The sequence below is a fragment of the Corynebacterium marambiense genome (assembly GCF_016342275.1).
GTDB lineage: Bacteria > Actinomycetota > Actinomycetes > Mycobacteriales > Mycobacteriaceae > Corynebacterium > Corynebacterium marambiense.
Genome location: NZ_JAEIOT010000005.1, coordinates 279,293 through 292,767, shown reverse-complemented (window position 1 = coordinate 292,767; position 13,475 = coordinate 279,293). Strand labels below are relative to the sequence as shown.

15 protein-coding genes are annotated in these 13,475 nt (G+C 64.2%); 6 read left to right on the top strand and 9 right to left on the bottom strand.

Translation table 11 applies throughout. The annotated features are described in order from the left end of the window. Positions 1–11 precede the first annotated feature (11 nt). Positions 12–527 carry a YflT domain-containing protein gene (locus JDV76_RS04055; RefSeq protein ID WP_198735809.1) on the bottom strand — a complete coding sequence of 172 codons (516 nt, stop codon included), beginning with the start codon at positions 525–527 and terminating at the stop codon, positions 12–14. A gap of 132 nt (positions 528–659) precedes the next feature. Here JDV76_RS04055 and JDV76_RS04050 point away from each other — a divergent pair, with 132 nt between their 5' ends. The 3 genes from JDV76_RS04050 (at position 660) to JDV76_RS04040 (ending at position 3,862) form a co-directional block, all read left to right on the top strand. Continuing rightward, positions 660–1,985: a magnesium transporter MgtE N-terminal domain-containing protein gene (locus tag JDV76_RS04050; RefSeq protein ID WP_198735595.1), complete on the top strand. Its 1,326-nt coding sequence runs from the start codon at positions 660–662 to the stop codon at positions 1,983–1,985. A gap of 57 nt (positions 1,986–2,042) precedes the next feature. Next, a complete protein-coding gene (locus JDV76_RS04045) occupies positions 2,043–2,645 on the top strand; it encodes a DUF1003 domain-containing protein (RefSeq protein ID WP_198735594.1) in 603 nt (200 codons plus the stop codon). 83 nt (positions 2,646–2,728) lie between these two features. Continuing rightward, on the top strand, positions 2,729–3,862 hold the full coding sequence (locus JDV76_RS04040) for an Mrp/NBP35 family ATP-binding protein (protein ID WP_198735593.1): 1,134 nt from the start codon (positions 2,729–2,731) through the stop codon (positions 3,860–3,862). Positions 3,863–3,930: 68 nt separating this feature from the next. Here JDV76_RS04040 and tatB read toward each other — a convergent pair whose 3' ends face one another. The 3 genes from tatB to sigE all read right to left on the bottom strand — a co-directional run bounded on the left by tatB (position 3,931) and on the right by sigE (position 5,658). Continuing rightward, positions 3,931–4,425, bottom strand: a complete 495-nt coding sequence (gene tatB, locus JDV76_RS04035) for a Sec-independent protein translocase protein TatB (protein WP_198735592.1) — start codon at positions 4,423–4,425, stop codon at positions 3,931–3,933. Positions 4,426–4,470: 45 nt separating this feature from the next. After that, positions 4,471–4,884, bottom strand: coding sequence for an anti-sigma factor family protein (locus tag JDV76_RS04030; RefSeq protein ID WP_198735591.1), 414 nt, complete (start codon positions 4,882–4,884; stop codon positions 4,471–4,473). A gap of 132 nt (positions 4,885–5,016) precedes the next feature. Beyond that, on the bottom strand, positions 5,017–5,658 hold the full coding sequence (gene sigE, locus JDV76_RS04025) for an RNA polymerase sigma factor SigE (RefSeq protein ID WP_232958869.1): 642 nt from the start codon (positions 5,656–5,658) through the stop codon (positions 5,017–5,019). A 212-nt stretch (positions 5,659–5,870) separates the two neighbouring features. Between sigE and JDV76_RS04020 the strand changes: the two genes are divergently transcribed. Then, positions 5,871–6,530 (top strand): O-methyltransferase, encoded by a 660-nt coding sequence (locus tag JDV76_RS04020; RefSeq protein WP_198735590.1) that lies wholly within the window; start codon positions 5,871–5,873, stop codon positions 6,528–6,530. A 123-nt stretch (positions 6,531–6,653) separates the two neighbouring features. Here the strand turns inward: JDV76_RS04020 and glgC are convergent, their stop codons facing one another. Further along, positions 6,654–7,892 (bottom strand): glucose-1-phosphate adenylyltransferase, encoded by a 1,239-nt coding sequence (gene glgC / locus JDV76_RS04015; protein WP_198735589.1) that lies wholly within the window; start codon positions 7,890–7,892, stop codon positions 6,654–6,656. A 331-nt stretch (positions 7,893–8,223) separates the two neighbouring features. On the opposite strand from glgC, the gene glgA reads away from it, so the two are divergent. Both glgA and JDV76_RS04005 read left to right on the top strand, forming a co-directional pair. Further along, positions 8,224–9,411, top strand: a complete 1,188-nt coding sequence (gene glgA, locus JDV76_RS04010) for a glycogen synthase (protein WP_198735807.1) — start codon at positions 8,224–8,226, stop codon at positions 9,409–9,411. Positions 9,412–9,468: 57 nt separating this feature from the next. Next, positions 9,469–10,923: a GH32 C-terminal domain-containing protein gene (locus tag JDV76_RS04005; RefSeq protein WP_198735588.1), complete on the top strand. Its 1,455-nt coding sequence runs from the start codon at positions 9,469–9,471 to the stop codon at positions 10,921–10,923. 54 nt (positions 10,924–10,977) lie between these two features. Here the strand turns inward: JDV76_RS04005 and JDV76_RS04000 are convergent, their stop codons facing one another. The 4 genes from JDV76_RS04000 to JDV76_RS03985 form a co-directional block, all read right to left on the bottom strand. Continuing rightward, positions 10,978–11,844: a methyltransferase domain-containing protein gene (locus JDV76_RS04000; RefSeq protein ID WP_198735587.1), complete on the bottom strand. Its 867-nt coding sequence runs from the start codon at positions 11,842–11,844 to the stop codon at positions 10,978–10,980. Between the two features lie 245 nt (positions 11,845–12,089). Beyond that, complete coding sequence (locus tag JDV76_RS03995; RefSeq protein ID WP_198735586.1) at positions 12,090–12,257, bottom strand: DUF3117 domain-containing protein; 168 nt, start codon at positions 12,255–12,257, stop codon at positions 12,090–12,092. Positions 12,258–12,359: 102 nt separating this feature from the next. Further along, on the bottom strand, positions 12,360–12,653 hold the full coding sequence (locus JDV76_RS03990) for a DivIVA domain-containing protein (RefSeq protein WP_232958823.1): 294 nt from the start codon (positions 12,651–12,653) through the stop codon (positions 12,360–12,362). A 67-nt stretch (positions 12,654–12,720) separates the two neighbouring features. Further along, positions 12,721–13,473, bottom strand: a complete 753-nt coding sequence (locus tag JDV76_RS03985) for a glucosyl-3-phosphoglycerate synthase (protein ID WP_198735584.1) — start codon at positions 13,471–13,473, stop codon at positions 12,721–12,723. Between the last annotated feature and the right edge of the window lie 2 nt (positions 13,474–13,475).

The window sequence follows — 13,475 nt, the reverse complement described above, 5'->3', positions numbered from 1 at the left end:
CCACTCATCGCTCAACTGCCGGACCGGTACTGGCCGCCCAGTTTTGCCCGGGCAATTTCATCCCGGGCCCGCCGCGCATGCTCCGGGGCGCAGAGGACGTCGTATCGTCCGGCGACGATCTGCGTCGTCGTCGCGAAGTCCCGACGGCCCTTCGACGCGGCGTACGGCACCGCCGCCGCGATCAGACCGAAGACGACCCCCATGACGATGCCGTAGATCATCGGGGCAAGGAAGCTGTCGCTGAACAGGCTCATCAGGATACCGACGAAGAGCCCCATCCAGGCGCCCGACGCCGCTCCGGCGGCCAGCACCCGCCCCCAGGTCAATCTGCCGACGACACGTTCGACCTCCATGAGGTTCACGCCGACGATCGTGAGTTCGTTGACAGGGAAGTCACCACGGTCGCTGAGCATGTCGACCGCGGCCTGCGCGGAGGTGTAGTCCTCGAAGCTACCGACGGGCCAGCCCTCCGGACGGCAGCGCTCCCCCGGCTGATTCTGCGCCCTGGGGGTTCCGAACGGTATCATGCTCACGATCTCCTCCTGAGGTACGGTGGACATGCTCTCCACCCGGCGTTCCGGAGGATCTTCCTCCACTCCGTACAACGGCTCGCCGGGTCGAAATGTTCCCCGGTCGACGGCACAGTAAAGTAGATCAACATGAGCCCTATCACCCGTGTGTACGCAGGCCGTCTCTCCGGTATGGTCGTCCGTGGTCCAGACACCGATGTCATCGGTCGTGTCCGGGACATCGTCATCGCGGTGCGCCCCAACGGACAGACCTCCCGGGCGCTCGGCCTCGTCGTAGAGATGCTCAACAAGCGGCGGATCTTCCTACCGATGCTCCGGATCGCCGAAATCGAGCCCCAGGAGATCGTGCTCGCCACCGGATCGGTGTCACTGCGGGCATTTCAGTCGAGAACCGGTGAACTCAGCATCATGGCGGACATCGTCGGATCGAAAATCCAGGTCGACGACCCGGAGCTCGACCACCTCCACGGCCGTGCCTTAGAGATCGCCGATGTCGAGCTGGAGCGAATCCGCACACGCGACTGGGTGATCTCGAGGGTCGCCGTGTACCACGAGAAACCCAAGTTCGGACGGCGCCCGAAACTCGACGTCGTTCCGTGGTCCCACGTCCACGGCATCTCCGCAGGCGGCACCGGCGATCCGGACGCGACCGCCGAGATGATCGCCCAGTTCGATGACATGCGCCCGGCGGACATCGCGACGCAGCTGTACGCCCTGCCCGCCCAGCAACGGGAGCAGATCGCCGTCGAACTCGACGATGAGCGGCTCGCCGACGTCATGCAGGAGCTGCCCGAGGATCGGCAGGCCGAACTCCTCGACGCCCTCGACTTTGAGCGGGCCGCGGACGTCCTCGAGGAGATGGATCCGGACGACGCCGCCGACCTCCTCGGTGAACTGCCGGACGCTAAGGCCGCCGCCTTGCTCGAGGAGATGAACCCGGAAGAGTCCGCACCGGTCCGCCGCTTGATGAGCTTCTCCCCCGACACTGTCGGCGCCCTGATGACCCCCGAGCCCCTGGTTTTGACCCCGCAGACGACGGTCGCCGAGGCGCTCGCGTTCGCCCGCGATCCGGAGCTGCCAACATCACTGTCGTCGATGGTGTTCGTCGTTCGTCCACCGACGGCGACACCGACCGGAAAATACCTCGGCTGCGTCCATCTACAGCGTCTTCTCCGGGAACCTCCAGGATCACTCGTCGGGGGTTGCCTCGACCCCGATCTGCCCCCGCTGTATGCGGACGACGACCAGGAGACCGCCGCACGCTACTTCGCCACCTACAACCTCGTGTGCGGTCCGGTTCTCGACGCCGACAAGCACCTCCTCGGCGCCGTAGCCGTCGATGATCTCCTGGACCACATGCTCCCCGATGACTGGCGTGAGCGCGGTCTACGCCCCGATCCGGAACTGGGTGGCAGGCGACCTCTGCTACACCCCGGTCCACAGGCACCCAGGTGACATCCCGCCGCCACCACCCCGTCCGTTTTCCCCACCACACCGTGAAGGAGCCCACCCGTGGCTGATTACCAGCGCATCGATCTCGACACCCCGGTAGCCGGCCAGCGTCGAAAGCTCATCAACATCGACGGAGACTCGGTCGGCGCATTCGCGGAGAAAGTCGCCCGGTTCTTCGGTACCGGTGAGTATCTGTTCTGGCAGACGATATTCGTAATCATCTGGATCGCACTCAACGTCGGCGCCTGGACCTTCAGCTGGGATCCTTACCCATTCATCCTCCTCAACCTTGCATTCTCCACACAGGCGGCCTACGCGGCTCCCCTCATCCTCCTCGCCCAGAACCGGCAGGAGGACCGGGACCGCGTGGTCATCGCGGAGGACCGGAGACGGAGTGAGCAGACGAAAGCAGACACGGAATTCCTCGCTCGTGAGCTCGCCGGCGTCCGGATCGCCGTCGGCGAGACGGTCACCCGCGACTACCTCCGCCGGGAACTCGAGGAGCTGACGGATCTCCTCGAGCGCCTCGAAGCCAAGATCGACGATGAATCAGCGGCGCGGCAGGCGCGAGAGCATCTCACGCACGGCGAACGCGACGGAAAGGACCTGCTCGCGGAACCGACCATGGGCGAGATTAAACAGCGTGACGACGATAATCGGTGACCTCGGCGGGGTGATGTAACCGGCGGATCAGCGAACGCCCCGCCCAGCGTGACGGGGTGATGGCGCGCTAGGATCGTCTGGTGATGACTACCGTGACTGAATCCGAAGTCCGTGCCGCGCTCGCCCGGGTGACCGACCCGGAGATCGGGCGCCCTATCACCGAGCTCGGTATGGTGAAATCCATCGCCATCGACGGCTCATCCGTGCAGGTCGAGATCTATCTGACCATTGCCGGTTGCCCGATGAAGTCGACCCTGACGGAGAACTCCAGGGCTGCGGTCGCCGAGGTGGACGGTGTCACAGACGTGACCGTCACAACCGACGTGATGACCGACGAACAGCGCCGCGAACTGCGTACGAGCCTCCGGGGCAACGCCACCGAGGTGGTTAATCCCTTCGCCCAGCCGGGGTGCACGACCCGCATCTATGCGGTCGCCAGCGGTAAAGGAGGAGTCGGTAAATCCTCCATGACCGTGAATCTCGCGGCGGCGCTCACTGCCCGAGGACTCTCCGTGGGTGTGTTGGACGCCGACATCTACGGCCATTCGATCCCGCACATGCTCGGATCGGATGAGAGACCGCACCAGGTCGACGATATGATCATGCCGCCAATGGCCCACGGTGTGAAGATGATCTCGATCGGCCATTTCGTCGAGGGCAACTCCCCCGTCGTGTGGCGGGGTCCCATGCTGCACCGGGCGATCACGCAGTTCCTCACCGATGTCTTCTGGGGTGACCTGGATGTGCTCCTACTCGATTTGCCACCCGGTACCGGCGATGTCGCTATCTCCGTCGCACAGCTGGTCCCCAATGCGGAGCTGCTCATCGTCACCACTCCGCAGGCGGCTGCGGCCGAGGTCGCCGAGCGCGCGGGATCCATCAGCCAGCAGACCCGGCAGCGCATCGCCGGAGTCATCGAGAACATGGGGGCGATGGTGATGCCGGACGGCTCCACCGTCGACGTGTTCGGTGCCGGTGGCGGGCAGACCGTGGCGGACCGACTGTCGATCCTGACGGGCACCGAAATCGATCTTCTCGGTGAGGTACCCCTCGATCCGGCGCTCCGCGCCGGTGGTGACGTCGGTGTCCCCGTGGTTATCGCGCATCCTGAGTCACCCACGTCCAAGGCCATCAGGGGTATCGCGGACAAGATCGTCGTACGACGTGAGTCGCTGGCCGGTAGATCCCTGAATCTGGGGGTCGCGAACCAGCAGTGACCGGTTCCGAAGAAAAGTCCCCGGGGACATCCACCCCCGGGGACTTTTTTCTGCTGTTGACTCGGCGGTTAGGTGACGTCCGACCAGTCCCCGGCCCCGGATCGCCCGGCATCCGGGGGCGGCGGAGCCACCGGGCGAGAGGAGGTGGATCCATCGGATGGCCGATCGACGCGAACCGTCTCCTCGGCGGCCCGGGAGACGGTGGTGCCCTGTTCCGCGGCCCGCTGCCTGTGTGCGCGGCCCGCGGTATCTCCGGACATGATCTTCTTCGGATCGAAGGCATCGAGGACACTGTCGTCCCCGTCGAAGAGGGTCTTGGTGAGTATCGCACGTGGCCCCATCCGCTGCATGGCGGCGAGCTCACCGAGAGAACCGGAGATATCCTCGAATTCCGGGCCGAATTCCTCGTTCATTGAGCGTTTGGCGTTATCGATGGCGGTCCGCGCGGCCAGAATCGCCGCACGGACCTCCTCTATGACACGGGGAAGGCGTTCGGGACCGATGACTATCAGACCGACGACAAAGAGAACGGCTATCTCGGACCAACCGACACTGGTGAACACCCTTTCATCCTAACTGAAGTGTGCTCCCTGGCAAGGCATACGTAATCACCGACCCCGCGACCGACGGACCGCGCGGTACAGGATATCGACCTTGTCGAGCAGAGTCTCCGGGGGCGAACACACAGCATCCTCAATTCCCGGCCCCGCCGGACAGGATTGAGCTATCGAGGTCAACCGTTCCATGAGGGAGCTGGGGACACGGATATCATCGTTCTCGCTGCAGATGCGGAGGCGTTCCGCCGCACGTCGCTGCTGGTCGACATCATCCCGGCATTCGACGCAGTGAACCATGTGTACCCGCGCCCGGTGTGCTGCGCCCGGAGTAAGTTCACCGTCCACGAAGGCGGCCACCGCTTCGGGACTCAGGTGCTCGACAGAAGCGAACTCGCGGGGACGTCGTGCCCGACGCGGAGCATCTCCGCAGGGCGCCCGCCCGTCATCGGGCTGCTGTCCGGTCATACAGAACCGCCTCCCTGTACTTCACCATCCGGAGCCGGACCATCGTCCGGGTTCTCCGGTGTCTGTCGTCAAGAATACGCGGTTCCGTGAGTCTGCGTCTCCGCGCACGCGGGAGGCACACCAGGAGGACGGTCAGTTGTCTGCGCTCACGGGAATGAGAAGCTGGGCATCGATGTCGGTGCGCGCGGCATCCACGAGACTACTGCGCAGCTGGCTTCGTCCCCTGTGAATACGTGAACGTACCGTACCCATCTTCACACCGAGGGTGTCGGCGATTTCGTCGTAGGTCATGCCGAGTACGTCGCAGAGAACGACCGCGACACGGAACTCGGGGCTCAGGGCGTCGAGTGCATTCTGGAGCACCGGGTCGAGGTTGGCGAAGTTGTATGCCTGCTCAGGGGTCATCTCGGTCCCGGGGACACGGTCGTAGTCCTCCGGCAGCGCCTCCATCCGGATGCGGGTGCGGTGCCGGACCATGTCGAGGAAGAGATTCGTGGTGATGCGGTGAAGCCAGCCCTCGAACGTACCGGGCTGATAGTTCTTGAGGGAGCGAAAGACCCGCATGAAGGTCTCCTGGGTGAGGTCCTCGGCATCGTGCTGATTACCGGACAACCGGTAAGCAAGCCGGTAGACGCCGTCCGCGTGTTCTTCGACCAGCTCAGACCAACTCGGCATCGCCGCGGCACCGGCGTCGAACGCGGCGGTTCCACGGAGTTCCGCAGCTGCCACTCCATCGCAGTCGGTGGTCGACTGGACATCAGCGGGACTGGTCATTCCGGAGGGATCGGACATCATGGTTTGATTCTCCATCAGGGATCTATCCTATAACGAAGCAGGTCCTTAAACCATCCTGATTTTCCCGCGTCAGTTCCGTAACACCCCTTCGGTGCCCCCATTACCCTCCCCCGGTCATTCACTGGCGCCACAGCCACCACAACCGGCGGGTTGCGCCCGTTTTAACCGGCACGGGCCATACACTTGAACCCGTGAGTGACACTACCTTCAACGCCCTCAGTTCCTACATCTCCGGGACCACCGATACCCCACCCGAGCTCACCAATGCCCGGAGCGACGCGGGCGAGTTCGGGCTCGTCGTCCCGGACGAGATCACCGGTTCCCTCCTCAGCACCCTCGCCGCCGGCGCGGTGGCGTCGGACTCGGCGGGCGCCATCGCCGTCACACCGGCCGCAGGCGTTGTGGGCCTGTACCTTCTTGAGGGCCTCGGCGAGCGGGGACATCTCACGTGCATAGACCCGGAGGCGGAGCACCAGAAGCAGGCCCGAGCAACCTTCACCGCCGCCGGCTACCGTCCCAGCAGATTCCGGTTCCTCCCATCGCGGCCCCTCGAAGTGATGGGACGCCTCGCCCACGGCTCCTACCAGCTGGTCTACGGCGACATGCGCCCGAGCGACCTCAAGGCATTCATCACCGCGGCTTGGCCCCTGCTCAGCGACAACGGGGTGCTCATCCTCGCGGACTGCCTCCTCGACGGCACTCTGTCCGATGACACGCGGCGTGACCGCGACACCATCGCCGCCCGGGAGGCCGATGAACACGTCCGTCAGATGGACGGTGCACTGGTTACCCGGCTTCCATTGGGCGCGGGAATGACGATCCTCACGAAGCGCCCGGCACCCTCCTCCTGATCTACCACCGCACGCAGGAAAGCGCGTCCACGGTCATCCCGTGAACGCGCTTTCTGCCGTTGTTGCCCCGCTTGCCGGTGTCACCGCGACAAGCGCGGCAGCCAGTGCAACCTGTCCAGCAGGCTAGACGACGACGTTTTTACCGATGCAGACGACACCGCCGGCACTCACGGTGAAACGCCCCGAGTCGCGCTCATGATCGACCCCAATGAACTCCCCTTCGGAGATCACCACATTCTTGTCCAGGATCGCGTGACGGACCACGGCATTCTTCCCGACCCGGACCCCCGGCATGAGAACGGAGCCTTCGACGGTGGCGCCTTCCTCAATGACCACGTTGGCAGACAGCACCGAGTTCCGTACCGTACCACCGGAGATGATCGACCCAGAGGCCACCATGGACGACTGGGCGATACCACCCTGAACGAACTTTGCGGGCGGGTAGTTTCCAGTGTCGGTGTTGTGGATCGGCCAACGGCGGTTGTAGAGGTTGAATACCGGATGTACGGAGATCAGGTCCATATGTGCCTCATAGAAGGCGTCGATGGTACCGACATCACGCCAGTATCCGCGGTCTCGGTCGGTGGCACCGGGAACCTGGTTCGAAGAGAAGTCGTAGACGTGGGCCTCGTTCTTGCTGACGAAGTAGGGAATGATGTCCCCTCCCATGTCATGGTCCGAATTCTCATTCTTCGCGTCTGCCTTCAGGGCCTCAACGAGCGCCTCGGTGGTGAAGACGTAGTTGCCCATCGACGCGAAGGTCATGTCGGGATCGTCCGGTGTCGCAGGCGGATCGGAGGGCTTCTCCAGGAATTCGGTGATCTCACCGTCATCGTTCGACTGAATACAACCGAACGCTGTCGCTTCGGACCGGGGGACCCGGATGCCCGCGACGGAGACGGATGCACCGGACGCAATGTGCTCCTCCACCATCTGGCGGGGATCCATGCGATAAACGTGGTCCGCGCCGAACACGATGACGTACTCCGGGTCCTCATCGTAGATGAGGTTGAGCGACTGGAGAATTGCGTCCGCGGACCCGGTGAACCACCGCTTACCCAGACGCTGCTGGGCAGGCACGGGGGTGATGTACTGCCCTGCGAGTCCGGCTAACTGCCACGACTGAGAGATATGCCGGTCGAGGGAGTGGGACTTATACTGCGTCAGCACACAGACCTGCATGTATCCGGCGTTGACGAGGTTGGACAGAACGAAGTCGATCAGCCGGTAGGTGCCCCCGAAGGGCACAGCGGGTTTGGCACGGTCCTCCGTCAGGGGGGACAGGCGTTTACCCTCACCGCCGGCGAGGACGATGGCTAGGACATGTGGTTGGCTCCTCACACAAATCACTGTATAAGACATTGGTCACGGATGGAGGGTATTCCGCGGAATTGACTGCAGCGAAAGTGCGAAACCCGTGGCCACAGCCACAGATACGCCGACATGCTGTACGTCACACCGACCTCCAGGGCCCTTGGATCAGAGCACCTGCGACCAAAACACGCGTGGCTACGCGACACAGGTTCTGATCAGGACCACTTCAGGCGCACCCCCTGCCTCAGCGGCCAACGAGGCTAAAGATCGACGATATCCCATGTTCGCAGAGACCAAGAGCTGTCCCTTTCCCCGTATCCACCCCTCCCCCGGCCAGCTGTTCCTGCAGGCCGTGACGGGCACGGCTATCGTCGGTGGCATGCGAGTTGGAATGATGACCAAGGAATATCCCCCGGAGATCTACGGCGGTGCCGGCGTTCACGTCACCGAGTTGACGCGCTACATGCGCAAACTCGTGGAGGTTGACGTGCACTGCATGGGAGCCGACCGGGATGAACCGAACACGTGGGCCCACGGCGTCGATCCGGCGCTGTCTGAGGCGAACCCAGCCATCAGGACCCTGTCGACGGGACTCCGTATGGCGAATGGCGCATCGGGGGTCGATGTGGTCCATTCACACACCTGGTACGCCGGTCTCGGCGGACACCTCGCCGCCCGTCTGTACGGCATCCCGCACGTTGCGACGGCGCACTCCCTGGAGCCGCACCGCCCATGGAAACGGGAACAGCTCGGGGGCGGCTACGACGTCTCCAGCTGGTCCGAGAAGAACACCATGGAGTACGCGGATGCAGTCATCGCCGTGAGCGAGAAGATGAAGGGCGCCGTCCTCGACGCCTACCCGCGGATCGATCCGGACAGAATCCACGTTGTGTTGAATGGCATCGACTGTGAGCTGTGGCAGCCACGCCCAACCTTCACCGACGCCATCGAGTCCCACGGCTCCTCGGTTCTGACCGAACTCGGTGTCGATCCGGATAAGCCGATCGTCGCATTCGTCGGCCGGATCACCCGACAAAAGGGCGTCGGCCACCTGGTCAAGGCAGCGAAGATGTTCGATCCGGACGTTCAGCTGGTCCTCTGCGCCGGCGCTCCCGACACAGAGGAGATCGCCGCGGAGACCACCGCTCTCGTCGACGAACTCCGCGCTTCCCGGGGAGGTGGGGTGTTCTGGGTGACCGAGATGCTGCCGAAGGAGAAGATCCAGGAGATCCTCACTGCGGCGGACACGTTCGCCTGCCCCTCAATCTACGAACCACTCGGAATAGTGAACCTCGAGGCCATGGCCTGTGGCACCGCGGTCGTCGCCTCCGACGTCGGCGGCATCCCCGAGGTTGTCGTCGACGGTGAGACCGGCACCCTCGTGCACTACGACGAAACCGACCCAGAGATCTTCGAGCGGGATCTCGCAGCAGCAGTCAACGCCATGGTCTCCGACCGGGAACGGGCCCGTCGCATCGGAGAGATCGGGCGCCGCCGCGCGGTCGAGGAGTTCTCCTGGGCGACCATCGCGGAACAGACCATCGACGTCTACCGCTCCCTGATGTGAATGCCGGCCGCCGCTCACTCGACACACACTGACACCGATTCCGGAGTCCGAACACCGATGACCTACACAACCCATCGCCCTGAACTGCACGTCACCGCTGAGCAAGGAATCCTCAACGCCCCGGCCGCTGCGATCCGAGACGCTGATCTCTGGCACGTGTTTCTGCAGTATCAGCCGACGCAGGGAGCTCCCGCCCGCTGGGCACACCAGGCGCTCGACGTCACGAACCCCTACGACTGGGATATCTGCGACGATGTCCTCGCCCCGCAGGGGACGGAGATCCAGGTACGTGCGGGTTCCGTCGTCCCAGTCGGGGATTCCGGTGCTGCGGAGCTCTTCTTCACCTCCGTCACCCCAGACGGAACCGAGGTACACGTCGCCTCGATCCCCGCACTGCCCGAGACCGTCGCGGAACTCGATGACGATGTACTCGCCCTCGATTCCTCGGTGTCCAGGATCGGCCGGGTGCTGGGGGACCATGACGGATGGCACAACTTCCGGTCGCCCTGTGTCTTGGCGGACGGCCCCGGAACGTGGCTGATGCTGGCCGTCACCGGAGACGTCGACGAGCCGCGGCTGGTCATCCTCGACTCCGAGGATCTCCGGAAGTGGACGGTGCGCGGGCCGATGAGCTTCGAGGGTGACCCGGGTGTCAGCGGTGGGCATTGCATGGTCAGTCCACGGTTGCTCCGGCTCCGCGACGAAGTCGACGGCGAACTGCGCGATGTCCTGCTGACCACGGTCGAGCAGGAAGATGGGCCGGACATCTCCGGGTACCTCGTCGGAGCGTTGGACGGCCCACGATTCACCGTACGGACCCCGTTTACGCGGATGGACTTCGGCCACGATTTCACCCGGCCCCGGAACACGAACTTCATCGGTACGGGGACTGGCGAGCGCCATAGCGACAGCGCACTGGTCTTCGGGTTGATGAACGGTGTTGGACGTAAGGACGACCCCACCCGGCACAAGAGTCTCACTGAAGAGAATTGGGCCAACTGCCTGTCCATGCCCAGGTTGGTCACGCTCCAGGGCGGTCGGCTGTTCCAGACCCCTACACCCGGTCTGCCGGACGTCATCCCCGGGACCACCGCAGCGCGGATGTTCACCGCGATGCTCGATGTCGGGGACGGGTCCGTCAGCATCAACGTACTCGACGGTTCCGGTACGACGGCGGCGACCGTCAGCCATCACGGCGACCGCGTCATCCTGGACCGCTCCATGAACTCGGCGCACCGTGATGACCAGGTCGCCTCCGGCCCCCTCGCAGAGGCGGACACCGATTCTCTTACGGTCATCGTCGACGGATCGACGATTGAGGTCTTCGCAGACGGCGGGGTTGCGGCTCTCGCGAGTCGGGTGTACTTCACCGGCGGCTGCAGCGGTTTTACCATCCGCGCCGACGGCGACGCGCGTGTTCTCCAGACGATGACGCTCGGCCCTCTGTCCCACGACTCCACCGATCTCGGTGAGGTCGAGGACGGGTTCGATCCGGATCCGGTAGAGCAGTAGCGAACCAGGAAAGCGGAGCGCCCCGCTTTCCTGTTGTGCGGGTCGGCCCCGGTGTCAGCGGACCTGGAGCCGCGTCACGGTTGCGCGAGCGGTAAGGGTCATGTGGTCCGGGAGCCGTGCGGCGCGTTCAGCGAGGATTTCCGAGGGAATATGGCGTGCGGATGGGCTCATACCCGTCTGCGTCGCGATCGACTCCTGATCGAGGCGCATCGTGAATTCGACGAGCTCCGGTTCCCCAACCGGATCGAACCACTCCGAGGACTGCTCCACGACCTGTGCAGCCTTGCCCTCGGGAACATCGAGGATGCCCAACGGTTCGCGGAGTTCCGTGAGATGTCCTGCTTCCGCGGTGAGAACAACGACCTGACCACCGGGCCTGAGGACGCGGGCGAATTCCTTCGGGTTCGAGGGAGCGAACACCACGGTGACGACATCAACCGACGCGTCCCGCAGTGGCAGCCGGTGCCGGGCGTCCGCCACGACGGCCCCGACCCGGGGATGGCAAGTCGTGAGGCGTTCGGCAGCCGGGATCGACAGGTCGATGCCGACGCCCCTGGCACCCTCGACATCATCAAGTGTGTGGGAGAGGTAGTACCCGGTGCCTGCGCCAATCTCGCAGATAACCGGGCGGGCGTCATCGTCGACACCGGCATCATCGAGGGCGAGCTGAACCGCGCCGGTCACAGCCTCGACGAAGGGGGCGTAGTGTCCCCGGGAGAGGAAGGTCTCGCGCGCTGTGACCATACGGTCATCGTCCGCCCGGTCGGCGTGGACCTCATCGATGGTCAGTGTCACGTACCCGGAACCGGCGATGCCGTAGTGTCTGCCCGACGCACTGTTCAGCCGGGAGTTGTCACTGTCGAGGCTCAGAGGACTCCCATCCACCGGATCCGCCAGAACATCGGAGATATCTGTGAGCACGTCGGGGAAACTCCTTACCGTTGGTGAATGGAATCGTGCACCGGCGCCGCTGTTGATCCGGCCCGGGCACAGTGACCGGTCAGCGCGGTTCATGATACCCGCATGATCGTTCCGCGTAGCGAACGAGCCTGCCCAACGGCGCCACAGGGTGGTTTTTCGTCGATGCAGAGAGTCGTATGACGGAAAAGAGACCGTCCGCGGCGTTCTTCTGCCGGGACGGTCCGATTACTGCTGAAGCGGCAGGGTCAGCCCGCAGCCTCGACGAGGAGGGCACCCAGTTCGGCGGCTTCCTCCTTGTTGAGCTCGACCACGAGACGACCACCACCATCGGTGGGGATGCGCATGACGATCTTGCGCCCCTCCTCAGCCGCTTCCATCGGACCATTTCCCGTCCGGGGCTTCATAGCTGCCATTACGTCCAGCTCCTTCACAAGCTTGTGTTTTAAGAAGTATCGCCTACCAGCCTAGTCTTTTTTCAACACACCGGCGACGGCCGGCACAGGCACGGCACTGATTCACTCGACCGGAGCGTTATCCCTGTCGAGTTGGGTCCGGAGTCGGGCGATCCTGCTTTCGTAGGCTTCAATCACTCGGTCGACCTCATCCATCCGGTAGCCACGTAGGACAGTCCGGAAACGGATGTCGCCGACCCGCCCCTCTCGGACAGCAGCTTCGTTGTGTGCATGGACGTCGGGCAGCTGCTCCTCGAACGGGGGAAGCGACTCTCCCCGTCCGAACAACAGCCCGAACGCAACGGTGAACACGACGATGAGGACCAGCAGAATGCAAATGTAAATGATCCAGGTCAACACAGGGTCAGCTCCTCGGGGCAGGCCACTCATCATGGTGGCGGGTATGTCCTCAACCCCTACCAGGCTACCCGTCGGTGGCTGCGGGGTACAGCACGGACAGCGGGGGACGCTCGGGGGTAGTACACACGCCCACCGGATCGATGCCGTTCCTCGACAAAATCACAGCTGCCACCGCATCGGCCACCGGCTCTAGATCCTGGGTCGGCTTGTTGCGGTGACGACGGATCCCGAGGTCGGCGGAGGCGACGGCTGCGGGGCCGAACCGGGACGCGACATCGAGGAGTAGACCCGCTTCCACACCCCACCCCGTGGCGAAGGGAAGATCGACCGCGGTACGGCGGCGAATCGCGTATTCGCCGGTCAGGGGTTGGCGGATGTGGGCGAGTTCGGGGTTGAGGGCACGAAGCAACGGCAGTGCCGTCAGTCGTGTCACCCGACCCCCACCATCGATGTCGTCCCCGAGTGGACGGCGGTGATCCCCCTTGACGAGGTGCACCCGGGGATCGTCGAACGGAGCGATCAGCGCTCGGATCATCCCCGGTTCGGGGTCGCTCAGATCCGCGTCGATGAATACAACCGCCGTTCCCCGAGCAGCGGCGACACCACGCCAGAGCACCTCACCCTTCCCGGGTCTCACCGGAACTCCGGGGAGGGCTTCCTCCCGTGTCAGGACGCGGGCACCGGCGGCGCGGGCGCGAGCCGCCGTCGCATCCCGGGAACCCGAGTCGATGACGAGCACCTCACCCGGCTCATCTGAGAGAATCGCGGCGACGACACCCGCGACGGTCGATTCCTCGTTGAGCGCGGGAATCACCACAC

Excerpts from the sequence above, each read along its gene's own strand:
- JDV76_RS04040 (WP_198735593.1), top strand. The coding sequence starts at position 2,729 with ATGACTACCGTGACTGAATCCGAAGTCCGTGCCGCGCTCGCCCGGGTG.
- JDV76_RS04030 (WP_198735591.1), bottom strand. The coding sequence starts at position 4,884 with ATGACCGGACAGCAGCCCGATGACGGGCGGGCGCCCTGCGGAGATGCT.
- sigE (WP_232958869.1), bottom strand. The coding sequence starts at position 5,658 with ATGACCAGTCCCGCTGATGTCCAGTCGACCACCGACTGCGATGGAGTG.
- JDV76_RS03995 (WP_198735586.1), bottom strand. The coding sequence starts at position 12,257 with ATGGCAGCTATGAAGCCCCGGACGGGAAATGGTCCGATGGAAGCGGCT.
- JDV76_RS04005 (WP_198735588.1), top strand. The coding sequence starts at position 9,469 with ATGACCTACACAACCCATCGCCCTGAACTGCACGTCACCGCTGAGCAA.
- JDV76_RS04055 (WP_198735809.1), bottom strand. The coding sequence starts at position 527 with ATGATACCGTTCGGAACCCCCAGGGCGCAGAATCAGCCGGGGGAGCGC.
- JDV76_RS04050 (WP_198735595.1), top strand. The coding sequence starts at position 660 with ATGAGCCCTATCACCCGTGTGTACGCAGGCCGTCTCTCCGGTATGGTC.
- glgC (WP_198735589.1), bottom strand. The coding sequence starts at position 7,892 with ATGTCTTATACAGTGATTTGTGTGAGGAGCCAACCACATGTCCTAGCC.
- glgA (WP_198735807.1), top strand. The coding sequence starts at position 8,224 with ATGCGAGTTGGAATGATGACCAAGGAATATCCCCCGGAGATCTACGGC.